The organism is Pseudomonas arsenicoxydans, from assembly GCF_900103875.1.
Taxonomy (GTDB): Bacteria; Pseudomonadota; Gammaproteobacteria; order Pseudomonadales; family Pseudomonadaceae; genus Aquipseudomonas; species Aquipseudomonas arsenicoxydans.
On sequence record NZ_LT629705.1, the window covers coordinates 2,197,019 to 2,213,410 of the forward strand.

General features: G+C 59.9%; 11 protein-coding genes, 1 pseudogene and 1 riboswitch. Of the genes and pseudogenes, 8 read left to right on the top strand and 4 right to left on the bottom strand.

Annotated elements, in window-relative coordinates; translation table 11 throughout:
• Positions 1–11: 11 nt before the first annotated feature.
• Positions 12–1,415 (bottom strand): annotated as a pseudogene (locus BLQ41_RS31370) (HAMP domain-containing protein); the annotation flags it as partial.
• A gap of 157 nt (positions 1,416–1,572) precedes the next feature.
• Between BLQ41_RS31370 and BLQ41_RS10110 the strand changes: the two are divergent.
• Complete coding sequence (locus tag BLQ41_RS10110; RefSeq protein ID WP_090188454.1) at positions 1,573–2,391, top strand: M48 family metallopeptidase; 819 nt, start codon at positions 1,573–1,575, stop codon at positions 2,389–2,391.
• A gap of 49 nt (positions 2,392–2,440) precedes the next feature.
• On the opposite strand, the gene BLQ41_RS10115 is transcribed toward BLQ41_RS10110, so the two are convergent.
• From BLQ41_RS10115 to BLQ41_RS10125, 3 genes are all read right to left on the bottom strand, one after another.
• Positions 2,441–3,025 carry a TMEM165/GDT1 family protein gene (locus BLQ41_RS10115; RefSeq protein ID WP_090180187.1) on the bottom strand — a complete coding sequence of 195 codons (585 nt, stop codon included), beginning with the start codon at positions 3,023–3,025 and terminating at the stop codon, positions 2,441–2,443.
• An 89-nt stretch (positions 3,026–3,114) separates the two neighbouring features.
• A riboswitch (yybP-ykoY riboswitch) is annotated at positions 3,115–3,238 on the bottom strand.
• Between the two features lie 41 nt (positions 3,239–3,279).
• Positions 3,280–4,278 carry a class I SAM-dependent methyltransferase gene (locus tag BLQ41_RS10120; RefSeq protein ID WP_090180189.1) on the bottom strand — a complete coding sequence of 333 codons (999 nt, stop codon included), beginning with the start codon at positions 4,276–4,278 and terminating at the stop codon, positions 3,280–3,282.
• A 33-nt stretch (positions 4,279–4,311) separates the two neighbouring features.
• On the bottom strand, positions 4,312–5,277 hold the full coding sequence (locus BLQ41_RS10125) for a 2-hydroxyacid dehydrogenase (protein ID WP_090180192.1): 966 nt from the start codon (positions 5,275–5,277) through the stop codon (positions 4,312–4,314).
• Positions 5,278–5,422: 145 nt separating this feature from the next.
• Here BLQ41_RS10125 and BLQ41_RS10130 point away from each other — a divergent pair, with 145 nt between their 5' ends.
• From BLQ41_RS10130 to BLQ41_RS10160, 7 genes are all read left to right on the top strand, one after another.
• Entirely contained in the window at positions 5,423–6,052 is a 630-nt protein-coding gene (locus BLQ41_RS10130; RefSeq protein ID WP_090180194.1) for a LysE family translocator, read from the top strand.
• 275 nt (positions 6,053–6,327) lie between these two features.
• Complete coding sequence (locus tag BLQ41_RS10135) at positions 6,328–8,010, top strand: fatty acid--CoA ligase (RefSeq protein ID WP_090180197.1); 1,683 nt, start codon at positions 6,328–6,330, stop codon at positions 8,008–8,010.
• 337 nt (positions 8,011–8,347) lie between these two features.
• Positions 8,348–10,249 carry a DUF1302 domain-containing protein gene (locus tag BLQ41_RS10140; RefSeq protein ID WP_090180200.1) on the top strand — a complete coding sequence of 634 codons (1,902 nt, stop codon included), beginning with the start codon at positions 8,348–8,350 and terminating at the stop codon, positions 10,247–10,249.
• A 28-nt stretch (positions 10,250–10,277) separates the two neighbouring features.
• Entirely contained in the window at positions 10,278–11,642 is a 1,365-nt protein-coding gene (locus BLQ41_RS10145) for a DUF1329 domain-containing protein (protein ID WP_090180202.1), read from the top strand.
• Between the two features lie 340 nt (positions 11,643–11,982).
• Complete coding sequence (locus BLQ41_RS10150) at positions 11,983–14,721, top strand: LuxR C-terminal-related transcriptional regulator (protein ID WP_090180204.1); 2,739 nt, start codon at positions 11,983–11,985, stop codon at positions 14,719–14,721.
• A 144-nt stretch (positions 14,722–14,865) separates the two neighbouring features.
• Entirely contained in the window at positions 14,866–15,510 is a 645-nt protein-coding gene (locus BLQ41_RS10155; protein WP_090180207.1) for an MBL fold metallo-hydrolase, read from the top strand.
• A 101-nt stretch (positions 15,511–15,611) separates the two neighbouring features.
• Complete coding sequence (locus BLQ41_RS10160; protein ID WP_090180210.1) at positions 15,612–16,316, top strand: OmpA family protein; 705 nt, start codon at positions 15,612–15,614, stop codon at positions 16,314–16,316.
• Positions 16,317–16,392 lie beyond the last annotated feature (76 nt).

Below are 16,392 nucleotides of genomic sequence, written 5' to 3' on the forward strand. Positions count from 1 at the left end.
GCCTGCAACTTGGCCAGGAAGGTGTTGAAGCCTTTGGCGATCGAGCCCAATTCATCGGCGCGATCACTGGTCAGGCGGCGCGTCAGGTCGCCTTCACCCTTGGCGATATCGTCGAGCATCGCCACCATTTGCTTGAGCGGACGGGCAATGCCGTGGCCCACCAGCCAGATCACCAGCAAGCCGATACCGGCAATCAGCAGGCCTACCATGGCCATGCCAAAGGTGTCGGACTTGCGCTGGGCGTCCAGGTCGCCCTGAAGTTTTTGCAGGTCCGCCATCACTGCATTCAGCGGCAGTTGCAACATCAGGGTCCAGCGCGCATCGGTCTGGCCGATGCCGAACGGCAGGTACAACTCGATTCGGCCCTGGGCTTTGTCGACGGTGTAGGTCACTTCGCCGCGCTTGAGATTGGCCATGTTGGCAATCTGCTGGCTGTCGAGGATGTCGCTGACTTTCTCGCCGAATTTGCTCGGGTCCTTGGTGTAGGCAACGATCCGTCCGTTGCCGCCAATCAGCGCCATCACCCCTGAGCCGCCGTACAGTTTCTGGTTGGCGCCCAGAAGCATCTCCTGAATGAAGTTCACCGACAGGTCGGCGCCGACAATGCCCTGGAACGCGCCATTGAGCATGATCGGTTCAATGAAGGAGGCGAGCATGACGATCTTGTCACCGACCTTGTAGGGCGCCGGATTGATCACGCAGGGCTTTCTGGTTTCTTTGGAACACAGGTAGTACTCGCTGGCGCGTACCCCGGTGGACAGGGTTTTCTGGTCGTCGACGTCCACCAGTTTGTCCAGGCCTAGGCTGCCGTCTTCGTTGCGGAACCACCATGGCAGGAAGCGCCCGTTGCTGGCGTCGATCCCCACCACCTTGGTGCCGACGTAGGCGGCGTCGTTGTGGTCGAGCGCGTCTTTTTCCCAGCCGATGTAGGTGCCGAGGATTTTCGGGTTTTTGGCCACGTTTTCCTTGATCAGGCTGATCAGCTGCTCACGGCTCAGGCTCAATTGCGGCTGGCCATCGGCGCCGGGTGTACCGATCAACGCATTGACCCTTACCAGGCCTCCGGCAATCAGCAGCGGCGCTTCAAGTTCGCGCTGAATCTGGCTGACCTGGGTTTGTGCCAGGGACGTCAGGCGCTGCTCGATGACTTGTTCAAATTGCGCTTGGGTCCGCTCCTGCACCATGTCTTGCGTCCGGGCGCCGGAAAACAGGGCATAGAGCACCAGCGCGGCCACGACGCTAAGAACGATAGCGCCGGCGAGGGCTGCCACGGAAAACTGGATCGACTTGAATTTCATGGGTGCTCCGCACGCAAGAGGACATCTGCGAAGGTGTATCGGCAGGGGGCTTGGTGGGCATGAGCGGGGGGCAGCAAAATGGCTGTTTTGGAGTGGTTGATGTCGTAAATGAATCATTGCGCTGCGTTATCGGGCGCGGCGGGTGTCGGAATGTGAATTTTTTCCTACGGCGATGAGAGCTTTGTCTGAAATGTGCGTCTACAGCTCTAGTTGTATCTGGCGTCGATACAATTCCACGCCTAGGATACGCGCCATGTTTTCCGGGAGTTTTTTGATGAACAAGAGATTGGTTTTGTGTGCGCTGAGCGCGAGTCTGCTGCTCGCCGGTTGTCAGTCGGTCAATACCACCAGCGGTGGCGCGGTCGGTGTCGAACGTAAGCAATATATGTTCAGCATGCTGTCCACCGACGAGGTCAACCAGATGTACGCCCAGTCTTATCAAAAGACGGTCGGCGAGGCGAACACCAAAGGCGTGCTGGACAAGACCAGTAACGACGCCAAACGCATCCAGGCCATCGCGGACCGCTTGATTGCCCAGGCTCCGGTTTTTCGCCCGGATTCGGCACAGTGGAAATGGGAAGTCAATCTGATCAAGAGCGACGAGCTCAACGCCAACTGCGGGCCTGGCGGCAAGATCATTTTCTACACCGGGCTGATGGACAGCCTGCAACTCACCGATGATGAAATCGCCGCGATCCTGGGCCATGAAATCGCCCACGCCCTGCGCGAGCATGGCCGTGAAGCAATGTCCAAGGCATACGGGATCGAGATGGCCAAGCAGGGCGCCGGTGCGTTGTTCGGCCTGGGCCAGGACAGCCTGGCCCTGGCGGACACCGTGGCGGAATACGGCATGACCTTGCCCAACAGTCGCGCCAATGAAAACGAAGCGGACCTGATCGGTCTCGAACTGGCCGCCCGCGCCGGTTACAACCCGAACGCCGCGATCACGCTGTGGAACAAGATGAGTAAAGCCTCGGAAGGCGCGCCTCCCGAGTTCTTGAGCACTCACCCGGCTTCGTCCAGCCGGATTGCTTCGTTGCAGGCGGCGATTCCGAAGGTGATGCCGTTGTACGAGAAAGCCAGGAAATCTTGAGTCTTTGATCGTTCCCACGCAGAGCGTGGGAACGATCAAAGAGGCCGCGTCAAACCCAGCCGCTGCTCTGCATTGCCTTGTAGACCGCAACAATCGCCAGGATGAAGAACGCCGATGCCGCCAGGCGACGGATCAGGGTCAACGGCAGTTTGTCCGCCGCAAAGTTACCCGCCAGTACCACAGGTACGTTGGCAATCAACATGCCCGCCGTGGTGCCGATGATCACCAGCCACAGTTCCGGGTATTGCGCTGCGAGCATCACGGTGGCGACTTGCGTCTTGTCGCCCATTTCGGCCAGGAAAAACGCGATCAATGTCGTCAGGAACGGTCCGAACTTGCGGGCCGTGCTGCCTTCGTCGTCATCCATCTTGTCCGGTACGAGGGTCCACAGCGCCGTCGCCGTGAAGCTGGCGGCCAGGATCCAGTGCAACACCGCATTCGAGAAGAAGCTGCCGAACCAGGCGCCTACCGCGCCGGCTGCCGCATGGTTGGCCAGGGTCGCGGCAACGATACCGGCAATGATTGGCCAGGGTTTGCGAAAGCGGGCAGCAAGAATGAGCGCGAGCAGTTGCGTCTTGTCGCCGATTTCGGCCAAGGCAACGATTGCGGTGGGAACGAGCAGAGAGTCCAACATCAGGTTTTTTCCTAAGGGGCGGGTCGACACGGCTATGACACGTACAGCCTTCCCGCCCCGGGTAAGGTGTTCGTGTCATAGGTCTTGTCAAACCCTGCGATCCGCATGGTGCGGACCCTTGGGTCGCATACGCCATGGTCTGTTGACCAAGTATGTTGACGTATGCCGGACGAGCATGGCGCTCGTGGGAGACTACTCCCCTAGGACGGGGCGGATTCTGCCTAGGCGGAATCCATTCGGCAAGCACTAATTTCTTAGCCGCGTTTGGCCCGATAGATTCTGAAACCCTGACCCTCAGCCTTGATAGCACAGATGCCCAGGTGCTCCTCGATCAGTGGCTGATACTTCAGGAAGCTGTTCGCGACCAGGCGCAGTTCGCCACCGTTTTTCAGATGTTTGGCTGCTTTTCGCAACAAGTTCTCGGTAGCGAAGTAATCGGTGTGGACGCCGACATGGAACGGTGGGTTGCTCAAAATCGCGCTCAAACCCATCGGCGCCGCGTCGATACCGTCGCCAGTAATTACCTCTGCTTCCAGACCATTGGCGGCCAATGTCAGGCGACTGCTGGCGGCGGCAAACGCATCCACGTCGAGCAATGTGACCTGATTGTGCGGATAACGACGCTTCACCGCAGCGCCCAGCACACCCGCGCCACAACCGAAGTCCAGCAAATGGCCGCTTGGCAACTTGTCCAGGTGCTCCAGCAGCAATGCACTGCCACGATCGAGGCGACCATGACTGAACACGCCCGGCAGACTGATGACTTTCAGCGGGCCTTCGGCCAGCGGCAACTCATAGGTCTGAGCCAGACTTTCCAGCGACTTGGCTTCTGGCGCGTTGGCCACGGTGACCAGCCACAGCTGGCAATGTCGTGCGCTGTCGAGTTTGCGCGGTTTGCCGAACGGGTTCAGTTGTTTGGCCGCACCTTCGATGCCGCTGCGTTTTTCGCCCACCAGGTACAGTTCGCGACCGGCCAGGCGCGAGGCGAGGGCGTTGAGGATGTAGTCAGTCAGGTCCTTGGACTTGGGCAGAAACACCACCGCCGTCTCGAACTCACGCTCAGGTGCATTCACACCAAAATGGCTGCGTCCTGGAAAACGCGCGTCCAGCGCTGCTTGATCGCCGGCATGCCAGCACCAACCGTGGGCCTGGGGCAATCGACCCAGCAGATCGTCGGCGGGCAAACCGGCCAACAACACCGAACCCTGGAATAACTCGGCCTGACGAAGCAGTACTTCACTGCGCGGATCCATAACTGCTCCTGTGAAAAAAAGTGCCGCAGTCTATCAACTGACGACCCGCAGCGCCTTACCGCTGAAAAATCCCTGCGCGTTTTCGGTCAACTGCCCGACGATCCGCTGCCGCGCCTCGCGACTGCCCCAGGCATTGTGCGGCGTGACGATCAGCCGTGGGATGTCATGGGCCAGCAAGGGGTTGCCTTGGGTCGGTGGCTCGACGCTGAGTACGTCAGTGGCCGCGCCGCCCAGATGACCGTTGCGCAAGGCATCGGCCAGCGCCTGCTCATCGATCAAGCCGCCGCGAGCGGTATTGACCACGAAGGCGCCAGGTTTCATCGACGCCAGCTCCCGGGCTCCGATGAAGTGGCGGGTGTGTTCGTTGAGCGGGCAGTGCAGGGTCAGGGCATCGATTTGTGGCAGCAGCTCTTCCAGTGGCAAACGATCCGGTCGGGCAGGGCGGCCGGGGATCTGCCCCAGCAATACGCGCATACCGAACGCTTCAGCCAGCCGCGCCACCGCTCCGCCCAGTTCGCCGTGGCCGAGCAGGCCGAGGGTTTTACCTTCCAGTTCGACAATCGGGTAATCCAGTAGGCAGAACTGTTTCGCTTGTTGCCAGCGACCTTCAGTCACCGCTTTTTGATAGTCGGCCAGGCGTGTCGCCAGGTTGAGCAGCAACATGATCGTGTGCTGCGCCACCGATGGCGTGCCGTACCCCTGGCAGTTGCAGACCGTGATGCCATGAGCGCGAGCGGCCGCGAGATCGACGTTGTTGGTACCGGTGGCGGTGATCAGAATGAGCTTCAGCTCGGGGCTGGCGGCAATGGCGGCGGCATCGATTAGGATTTTGTTGCTGATGGCCACGGTGGCGCCCTTGAGGCGTTCGATCACCTGCTCCGGTGCGGTTTGGGCGAACAGCTGCAAATCGTCAAAGCAGTCGCGCAACGGGCTGAGATCGAGATCGCCCAGGTCCAGGGACGGATGGTCGAGGAAAACGGCGCGGCGAGAGTTCGTCATCAACTGTACCTTTTGTGCATTGAACTGAAGGCGTAATCTGCCGAGCCTATCAGATGAAACATACAGTTACGCATTACAGGACAAGCGCAAAACCTGTGGAAGTGGGCGCTAACTGTGTGAAATCAATTAGTCCAAAGGAGTCTTCATGTACTGGACAGAGTTCTTGACCGTTGCCCTGATTCACTTGCTTGCCGTGGCCAGTCCTGGCCCGGACTTCGCTGTGGTGGTGCGTGAGAGCGTGACCCACGGCCGCCGCGCGGGCACCTGGACGGCGCTGGGCGTCGGCACGGCGATTTTCCTGCATGTGGGGTATTCGCTGCTGGGCATCGGCCTGATCGTGTCGCAGTCGATCGTGTTGTTCAACGCCCTGAAATGGGCCGCCGCCGCTTACCTGTTGTACATCGGCTACAAGGCCTTGCGGGCGCAACCGGCCAAACCCGCTGCTGACGACCTGCACAAGGAAGCCGGCGAACGCACGGCGCGCGGCGCCTTCACTTCGGGTTTTGTGACCAACGGGCTGAACCCGAAAGCCACGCTGTTCTTTTTGTCGCTGTTCACTGTGGTGATCAATCCGCACACGCCTTTGACGGTGCAGGCTGGCTACGGAATTTACCTCGCGGCGGCGACAGCGGTCTGGTTCTGCCTGGTGGCCCGGTTGTTCAGCCAGCAACGCGTTCGTGCCGGTTTCGCCCGAATGGGCCACTGGTTCGACCGGACCATGGGCGTGGTATTGATCGCCATCGGCGTGAAACTCGCCTTCACCGAGATGCATTGATCTCCCGCTGAACCGGTGTAGGAGCTGTCGAGTGAAACGAGGCTGCGATCTTTTGACTTTGATTTTTAAAGAACAAGATCAAAAGATCGCAGCCTCGTTTCACTCGACAGCTCCTACACCGCCCCTACAGGTGTAGGGAGTCGTTAAGTGCTGGCGCAAAGCTAGCATTTGTACGACTCTGCAAATCATTCCTTTGGCTGATTTGGCCGGCGTATAAGGGTTTTAGAGTACTAACCTCTACAGCCAACACCGTGCAGTCAGGAAAAGGGATTCTTATGTTGCAGACTCGCGTTATCCCCCCAGCCGAAGGCGCTTACCAGTATCCGCTGCTGATCAAGCGGCTGCTGATGTCCGGCGCTCGTTACGAGAAAACCCGCGAGATCATTTACCGCGACCAGTTACGTTACAGCTATCCAACCCTGATCGAACGGGTTGCACGGCTGGCCAACGTGCTGACGGAGGCCGGGGTCAAGGCCGGTGATACGGTGGCGGTGATGGACTGGGACAGCCATCGTTATCTTGAATGCATGTTTGCCATCCCGATGATCGGTGCGGTGATTCACACCATCAATGTGCGCCTGTCGCCGGAACAGATCCTCTACACCATGAACCACGCCCAGGACCGCTTCGTGCTGGTCAACAGCGAGTTCGTCGGGCTGTACCAGGCAATTGCCGGGCACCTGACCACGGTGGAGAAAACCCTGCTGCTGACCGACCTGCCGGAAAAAACCGCCGACCTGCCCAACCTGGTCGGCGAGTACGAGCAATTGCTGGCGGCTGCCAGTGCGCAGTACGACTTCCAGGACTTCGACGAGAACTCGGTCGCAACCACCTTCTACACCACCGGCACCACCGGCAATCCCAAAGGCGTGTATTTCACCCATCGGCAACTGGTGCTGCACACCATGGGCGTGTCGACCATCATGGGCGCCATCGACAGCGTGCGCCTGTTGGGCACCAACGACGTCTACATGCCGATCACCCCGATGTTCCACGTGCACGCCTGGGGCCTGCCGTATGTGGCGACCATGCTTGGGCTCAAGCAGGTTTATCCCGGCCGTTACGACCCCGAGTACCTGGTCGAGCTGTGGCGCAAGGAAAAGGTCACCTTCTCCCACTGCGTGCCGACCATCCTGCAAATGGTCCTCAATTCCAAGGCAGCCCAAGGCACCGATTTCGGCGGCTGGAAAATCGTCATCGGCGGCAGTGCGCTGAACCGTACGCTGTACGAAGCGGCCAAGACCAAGGGCATTCAGCTGACTGCCGCGTATGGCATGTCGGAAACCGGGCCGTTGGTATCGTGTGCTCACCTCAATGACGAACTGATGGCCGGCACCGAAGACGAACGCACCACGTATCGCATCAAGGCGGGGGTGCCGGGGCCGTTGGTGGAGGCGGCGATCGTCGACACCGACGGCAACTTCCTGCCCGCCGACGGCGAGACCCAGGGCGAACTGGTGCTGCGTGCGCCGTGGCTCACCGAGGGCTATTTCAACGAACCGCAGAAGGGCGCCGAGCTCTGGGCCGGGGGCTGGCTGCACACTGGCGACGTGGCAACGCTGGATAGCATGGGCGTGATCGACATTCGCGACCGGATCAAGGACGTGATCAAGACCGGCGGCGAGTGGATCTCCTCCCTGGACCTTGAAGACCTGATCAGCCGCCATGCGGCGGTACGCGAAGTAGCAGTGGTTGGCATCGCTGATCCACAGTGGGGCGAACGCCCGTTTGCGCTGCTGGTGATCCGCGAAGGGCATGAGATCGGGGCCAGGGAGCTCAAGGAACACCTCAAGCCTTTCGTCGAATTGGGGCACCTGAGCAAGTGGGCGATCCCGAGCCAGATCGCCCTTGTTACTGAAATTCCCAAGACCAGTGTCGGCAAGCTCGACAAGAAGCGTATCCGCCTCGACATCACCGAATGGCAGGCTAACAACAGCGCCTTCCTCTCGACGCTTTAAGCGTCTTCTGGCGTGCCCGAAAGGGCACGCCAGCCCCACCAAGCAAGCGCTTGGCTTGTTTAATTCGGATTTTCAGCCATCCTTGCCGTGCCGACATGTGTCGGACTGGCGAAAGGACTGTTCCAGAGTGGCCGGCAGCTGCAAATCACACTTTAGAGGGATCAAGCTCTACTACCTGCTGGCTATAGTCCGCTCAAGGATTTTTAAGAACGGAGCAAACGCACAAAACGGGGCGATGCAATTTTGGAGTGACTTCGGGATGCCATGGCTCCCCGTCACCCTCAACGTTTTTAGAAGTGCTAACTGCCATAACAATAATGCACATGGAGTAGCGTCGATGACATCAGTAAACAAGTTCTGGCGCCGGGCGAAATTGCCCCTGGCGGTCAGTCTCGCCTCTTCGCTCGCCGGGCCTGCATTCGGCGTCAGTTTCAACGTTGGTGAAATCGAAGGTCAGTTCGACTCGTCGCTCTCCCTGGGGATGAGTGTGTCGACCCAACAGCCGAACAAGAACCTGATCGGCGTGAACAACGGCGGGCAAGGCCTGTCCCAGACCTCCGATGACGGCCACCTGAACTTCAAGAGCGGGCAAGCCTTTTCGAAGATCTTCAAGGGCATCCATGACCTTGAATTGAAATATGGCGATACCGGCGTGTTTGTCCGGGGCAAATACTGGTACGACTTCGCGCTGCAAAACGAAGACCTGGAATTCAAGAACGTCAGCAACGACGGCCGCAAGGAAGGCGCCAAATCCTCCGGCGGGCAAATCCTCGACGCCTTCGTCTACCACAACTACTCCATTGCCGATCAGCCGGGTTCCGTGCGTCTGGGCAAGCAGGTTGTGAGCTGGGGTGAAAGTACCTTCATCGGCGGCGGCATCAACTCGATCAACCCTATCGACGTGTCCGCATTCCGTCGCCCGGGTGCCGAGATCAAGGAAGGCCTGATCCCGGTCAACATGTTCTACGTGTCCCAGAGCCTGACCGAGAACCTGTCGGCCGAAGCGTTCTACCAGCTGGAATGGGACCAGACCGTCGTCGACAACTGCGGCACGTTCTTTTCGCAGCCCGACATCGTTGCCGATGGTTGCAACAACAACCTGCGCGTGCTGAACAAGCGCTCGACGATTCCGGCCATCGCGCTGGGTCCGTTGGCTGCCAACGGTGTCGACGTCAACGAAGAAGGTGTGCTGGTCCAGCGTGGCGGCGATCGTGATGCGCGCGACAGCGGCCAGTGGGGCGCTTCCTTCAAGTACATGTTCGACCCGCTGGACACCGAATTCGGTGCCTACTTCATGAACTACCACAGCCGTGCGCCGATCTTCAGCGCCACCGGTGCGCCGCAGTCGGTCTACAACGGCGTGGCGGCATTGCCAGGCCCGTTCCAGGCGCTGGGGCCGTTGCTGGTCGCGGGTAACTCGAAGTACTTCATCGAATACCCTGAAGACATTCGCCTCTACGGTTTGAGCTTCTCCACCACCCTGCCTACCGGTACGGCGTGGAGCGGTGAGATCAGCTACCGTCCGAACGCGCCGGTGCAGTTGAACTCCACCGACATTCTGTTCGCTGGCATTCGTCCTCTGGGCAACGGCAATGCGAACAATCCGTTGACCAACGCTTCGTTGCTCTCTGCGGCGCCAGGCACCGACCTGCACGGTTATCGTCGTAAAGAGGTCACCCAGTTCCAGACCACCCTGACGCACTTCTTTGATCAAGTCATGGGCGCCAGCCGTCTTACTCTGGTGGGCGAAGTGGGCGTGACCCATGTCGGCGGGCTGGAGAGCACCTCTGACGTTCGTTATGGACGCGATCCGGTCTACGGTCCGGGTGAGCTGCCGGCCTCCGGCGCTCTGGACACCTGCGTTGCACTCAATACCAGCACCATCAACGGTGCCGGCGCGGGTGCTGCCACGAACAACCGCAGCCGCAACTGCACCAACGAAGGCTTCACCACGCCGACTTCGTGGGGCTATCGCGGTCGTGCGATCTGGGAATACAACGACGTTTTCGCCGGTGTGAACCTCAAGCCGAACGTGGCTTGGTCCCACGACGTCAGCGGTTACTCGCCAGGCCCTGGCGGCAACTTCGAGGAAGGTCGTAAAGCGGTGAGCCTGGGCGTCGATGCCGAGTACCAGAACACCTACACCGCGAGTCTGGCCTACACCAACTTCTTTGATGGCAAGTACACCACTGTCGATGATCGCGATTTCGTAGCGCTCAGCGTCGGCGTGAACTTCTAAGCACTGTTTTTTCAGGACGAACACACATATGAAAATAACAAAGAGTCTGTTCCACGCCGGTGTTCTGGGGCTTTCGTTGTTGGCAACCAGCGTCATGGCGGCGGTCCCTGCTGCCGAAGCGGACAAGCTGGGCAAAAGCCTGACCCCGATGGGGGCCGAGATGGCGGGCAACGCCGACGGTTCGATTCCAGCCTGGAAGCCGATGGCGAAAAACGCCGGCACCGTCGACAGCAAAGGCTTCCTGTCTGACCCGTACGCCAGTGAAAAACCGCTGTTTACCATCACTGCGAAAAACGTCGATCAGTACAAGGACAAACTCGCTCCGGGTCAGTACGCGATGTTCAAGCGCTACCCGGAAACCTTCAAGATGCCGGTTTACCCGTCCCATCGCGGCGCGACCGTGCCGGATGACGTGTTCGCCGCGATCAAGAAAAATGCCACCGCCACTAACCTGGTGTCTGGCGGCAACGGTCTGGAAAACTTCGAAACCGCCGTACCGTTCCCGATTCCAAAGAGCGGCGTTGAAGTCATCTGGAACCACATCACCCGCTATCGCGGTGGCAGCGTGACCCGTCTGGTGACCCAGGCCACGCCGCAGCCGAACGGCTCGTACAGCCTGGTGTACTTCCAGGACCAGTTCGTGTTCCGCGACAAGATGAAGGACTACGACCCGAAAAACCCGGGCAACATCCTGTTCTACTTCAAGCAGAAAGTAACTGCGCCGGCACGTCTGGCCGGTGGTGTGCTGCTGGTTCACGAAACCCTCGACCAGGTGAAAGAACCGCGTTCGGCGTGGGTCTACAACGCCGGTCAACGTCGCGTGCGTCGTGCACCACAAGTGTCCTATGACGGACCGGGTACCGCGGCGGATGGCCTGCGGACCTCCGACAACCTGGACATGTACAACGGCGCGCCTGATCGTTACGACTGGAAGCTCGAAGGCAAGAAAGAGATGTACATCGCCTCCGACAGCTACAAGCTCGATTCGCCGCAACTCAAGTACGACGACATCATCAAGGCTGGCCACATCAACCAGGATCTGGCTCGCTACGAGCTGCGCCGGGTCTGGCATGTGGTGGCAACCTTGAAGGAAGGTCAGCGTCACATCTACGCCAAGCGTGACTTCTACATCGACGAAGACACTTGGCAGGCAGCGGTGATCGATCACTACGACGGTCGTAATCAGCTGTGGCGCGTGGCGGAAGCCCACTCCCAGAACTACTACAACGTTCAAGTGCCGTGGTACACCCTGGAAACCTTGTACGACCTGCAATCGGGTCGTTACCTGGCACTGGGCATGAAGAACGAAGAGAAGTCGGCATATGACTTCGGCTTCACCGCAACCACCAGCGATTTCACACCTGCTGCGTTGCGTCAGGACGGGGTTCGCTAACCTGCACTGAGCAGAGGCCGCATCCTCGAAAAACGCCCCGACTGGTTCGGGGCGTTTTTTTTGTGCCGTGAAATGTGTAGCGATCCTGATGGCCTCTTCGCGAGCAAGTCCGCTCCCACGATTGACCGTATTTTCATGGAAGAACCCTTTACCTGTGGGAGCGAGCCTGCTCGCGATGGGGGCTCCTCGGTTTGCCAGGAAAACAACATCGCAGGCCGGACACTTTTGCTTGTATTCTTTTTGTAGCCATTTGTAGCAATAACCTTCATTACCTCTTCGTTTACCGCTAGTCTGCGGACATCTGCAACGCCGCCATCCGTATTTCAAACAAGAGCCGGCCATGACTGATCTGTCCCCACTCCCGGGCCCTGCAAGCGCTGCCGTCGCGGCATTGGACGGGCGCTTTTTCCGGCCCCCGTTACCCGACGGCCATGTGCTGCGGCCTCGTCTGTGCGAGCGCCTGAGTGCGGGCCTTGGTGGCAGGCTGTTGCTGGTCAGTGCGCCCGCCGGGTTCGGCAAGAGCTCATTGGCGGTGGAGTTCTGTCAGGGGCTGCCGGCCCATTGGCAAAGCCTGTGGCTGGGGTTGAGTCCTCGTGACAGCGACCCTGGCCGTTTCCTTGAGCGCTTGCTCGAAGGTCTCCAGGATTACTTTCCGACACTGGGCAGCCAGGCGCTGGGCCTGCTGAAAATGCGCCAACGTCATCAGCCGTTCGCCTTTGAGGAATGGCTGGACGGTTTGCTTGATGAGCTGGCCATTCACCTTTCGCCAATGACGCCTTTGTTGCTGGTGCTGGATGACTACCATCTGGCCCAGGGCCCGGTGCTCGATCGCTGTCTGCAGTTTTTCCTCAATCATTTGCCCGACGGCTTGCTGGTCATGGTCACCAGTCGACAACGTCCGGACTGGCACCTGGCGCGTTTGCGCCTGTCGCGCCAACTGCTCGAGTTACATGAGCAGGACCTTCGACTGACTCACGACGAAGCCCTGACGTTGCTCGACCGACACAGCAGTTCATTGCGTGGCGAGGCCCTGGAAAATCTGATTCAGCGCAGTGAAGGCTGGGTCGCCGGCCTGCGTTTCTGGCTGCTGGCGGCCTCCGAGGCGGGTGCCGACGCTGCGTTGCCCCAGTCTTTGCACGGTGGGGAAGGGCTGATTCGCGATTACCTGCTCGAAGAAGTCATCGATTGCCTGCCTGCCGAGGTGCAGTCATTTCTGTACGACACCGCGCCGCAGGAGCGTTTTTGCAGCGAACTCTGCGACGCCATCCGCGAAGCCCATGACAGTGCCGATATCCTGCGTTTCCTTCAGGCACACCAGGTGTTCCTGGTGCCGCTGGATGAACACGGCCACTGGTATCGCTATCACCACCTGTTTTCCGACCTGCTGCGCACCCGGCCCATCGCGCAGACGATCGTGCCGGCCGCCAGCCTGCATCTGCGCGCCTGTCGCTGGTTCAATGCGCAAGGGCTGCTCGATGAGGCGGTGGAGCAGGCGTTGCGCGCCGGGCACCTGGACGTTGCGGCGAACCTGGTGCAAAACCTTTCTGAAGAACAATTGCTCGCCGAGCAGAACGTCGGCATGTTGCTGCGCTGGAAAATGGACTTGCCTGACAGCCTGCTGATCAGCACGCCGCGGTTGATTGTGCTCTACAGCTGGGCGCTGGGGCTGGCCTGTCAGCTGGACGCTGCCGAGGAGCTGGCGGCCCACTTGAGTCGCTTCCTGCCAGCGCCTTCGGCCACCGCGCAGAAGTCCATGTTGGCGCAATGGCTGGCCCTGAGCGGCATCATCGCCCGAGGGCGAGGCAATCGCGCACTCACGCTGCTCTATTGCAGCGAAGCGCTGGAGAGTCTACCGGCCAAGCGCTACGGGCAACGGCTGATGTGCCTTTCGACCCTGTCCAACCTGGCGATCGCCGACGGCGATTTGTGGCGTGCCCGCAGCCTGAATCGCGAGTCGCTGGAATTGGCGCAGCGAGTCGGCAACCCGTTGTTCGAAGCGCTGGCCCATTACGACCGCGCGCGCGTGCTGCAAGCGCGTGGGGAAATCCTGCGCTCGTTGCAGGAAGTGCGTCAGGGCCTGCAACGTCTGCAAGGATTGTCGCCACAAAGGCTTTATGCCGTGCGTGCCCGCTTGACCTTGTACGAAGGTTTTCTATTGGCCGTGCGCTTGCAACCGCAAGCTGCGCGGGCGCGTTTGCAAGCAGGGTTGAGTGAAGCGCGGGCCTGTCGCGATATCAGCGTATTGATCGGCCACTGCGTAATTGCCCGGCTCGAAGGCAGCAGCGGCGAATTCGCCAAAGCCTTCGCCGAACTCGCCGAGGCCGAACGCCTGATGCACATCTGGGATGTACCGCCGATTTACTACCTGGCGATGATCACGCTGGTCAAATGCGAACTCTGGCTGGCCCAGGGGCGCACCGATCTGGCGGAAGCCTGGCTGTCACGGCTGGGCCAGACTTACAACGGTGAACACGCGGCCGCGCCGCCGGAATTCCATCCTCAACTGCCACTGCATATCGAATTGCAGCAAGCCTTGCTCGAAGTGATTCAGGGACAGCCGATGGTGGCCGAAGGGCGTTTGAATGCGTTGCTTGAACAGGGGCAGACATCGGGACGGCAAATGCTCAGCGTGATGGCGTTGACGCAGAAAATAACCTTGATGCTGGCGAGCGGACGCGAACCAGAAGCGCGCAAGGCGCTGGTCCAGGCGCTGGAAGCGGCAGCCGGCGGCGTCCTGCAACCGTTTGATGGACTCTTGGCCGCACACCCGGACTGGCTGCGCGGGCAATTGCAACTCTGCGCTCCGTCCGCGGTGTCGCAGAACCTGACTGAAAAACTTCCGGCCACAGCTGCTCGCCCGGCCTTGGAGTCACCACCTGGGGCCGAACAGCTCAGCGCACGGGAAATGGCCGTTCTACGCCTGATCGCCCAAGGTTGCTCGAACCAGGAAATCAGTGATCAGCTGTTCATCTCGCTGCACACGGTCAAGACCCATGCGAGTCATATCAACAGCAAGCTTGGGGTGGAACGGCGTACGCAGGCAGTTGCCCGGGCGAAGGAGTTGGGGGTATTGGCCTAGTCCAAATCTGCACCCATACCTCAACGCACGCGCCCCCGAACAGGTCGGAGGCGTTTTTGTTTGTACTCCCGCACCGTTTCGGCGAGGCGTAGAATCCTCAAGCAAACTCACAGCCTTCCGTCTGATACAGGCCAGCGACTTCCCATGACCGTTCCAAACCCAGTGCTCATCCGCGAAACCTTCCCCGTCGGCCCTTTGCAGTGCAACTGCACGATCATCGGCGACCCGATTACCAAGAAAGCGATCGTGGTCGATCCGGGCGGCAATCATGAGTTGATCCTGGCGCGCCTCGACGCCTTGGGCCTGAAAGTCGTCAGCATCATCCACACCCATGCGCATCTGGATCACTTCCTGGCCTCCGGTCAGCTCAAGGAGAAAACCGGCGCTACCTTGCACCTGCATAAGGAAGATCAGTTCCTCTGGGACAATCTGGAGATGCAGTGCCAGATGTTCGGTGTGCCCTATACGCCGGTGCCGTCACCCGACCGCTGGTTGGCCGACGATGAAGAGCTGGCTTGCGGCTGCGGCGTGGCATTGCACACACCAGGTCATACGCCGGGGTCGATGAGCTTTTGGTTTTCCGACGCCAAGCTGCTGATAGCTGGCGACACGCTGTTTCGCCGCGGGGTAGGGCGTACGGATTTGTGGGGCGGCGATCAGGCGACTATCGTGCGGTCGATCAAGCAGCGGCTGTATACCCTTGATGAAGAAGCGACCGTCGTGACCGGGCATGGTCCGGATACACGACTGGGCGAGGAAATGCGCGAGAATCCTTTTGTTCGCGCCTGATTTGTAACAGGTGGAATTTTTTTCGGGCGAAATGATCCAACGCCCACAAAGGTCCAATGCCTGATCCGTTGCACCCTAGAATGCAAAAGTAGGAGCTCTGAATGTTCACCAAGCAGCGTTTGATTATTGTCGCTACGGCTGTTGCCTTGCTGTCTGGCTGCGCCTCGCCCAACCCGTATGACAACCAGGGCCAGGCCGATGGTGGTGGCTCCGAGGGTATGAGCAAAACCGCCAAGTACGGCGGTCTCGGCGCTCTGGCCGGTGCCTTGGCCGGTGCCGCCATCAACCACGACAACCGTGGCAAGGGCGCGCTGATTGGCGCCGCTGTCGTGGGTGCTTCCGCTGCCGGGTACGGTTACTACGCCGACCAGCAAGAGAAAAAACTGCGGGCCAGCATGGCCAACACCGGTGTCGAAGTGCAGCGCCAGGGTGACCAGATCAAGCTGATCATGCCGGGCAACATCACGTTCGCGACCGATTCGGCGAACATCGCCTCCAGCTTCTACCAACCGTTGAATAGCCTGGCGGGCTCGCTCAAGGAGTTCAACCAGAACCAGATCGAGATCGTCGGCTACACCGACAGCACTGGCAGCCGTCAGCACAACATGGACCTGTCCCAGCGTCGTGCGCAGAGCGTGGCAACTTACCTGACGTCGCAAGGTGTCAGCGGTACCAACCTGTCGGCCCGTGGCGCCGGCCCGGATAACCCGATTGCCAGCAACGGCGACGCCAATGGCCGGGCGCAGAACCGTCGGGTCGAAGTCAACCTGAAGGCGATTCCGGGTCAGCAGTATCCTCAGCAATAAGCGCGTTACCTTTACTGACCTGACTGAACCCCAGGCGTAAAAAAGCCCCCGGACGATCACTCGTCCGGGGGCTTTT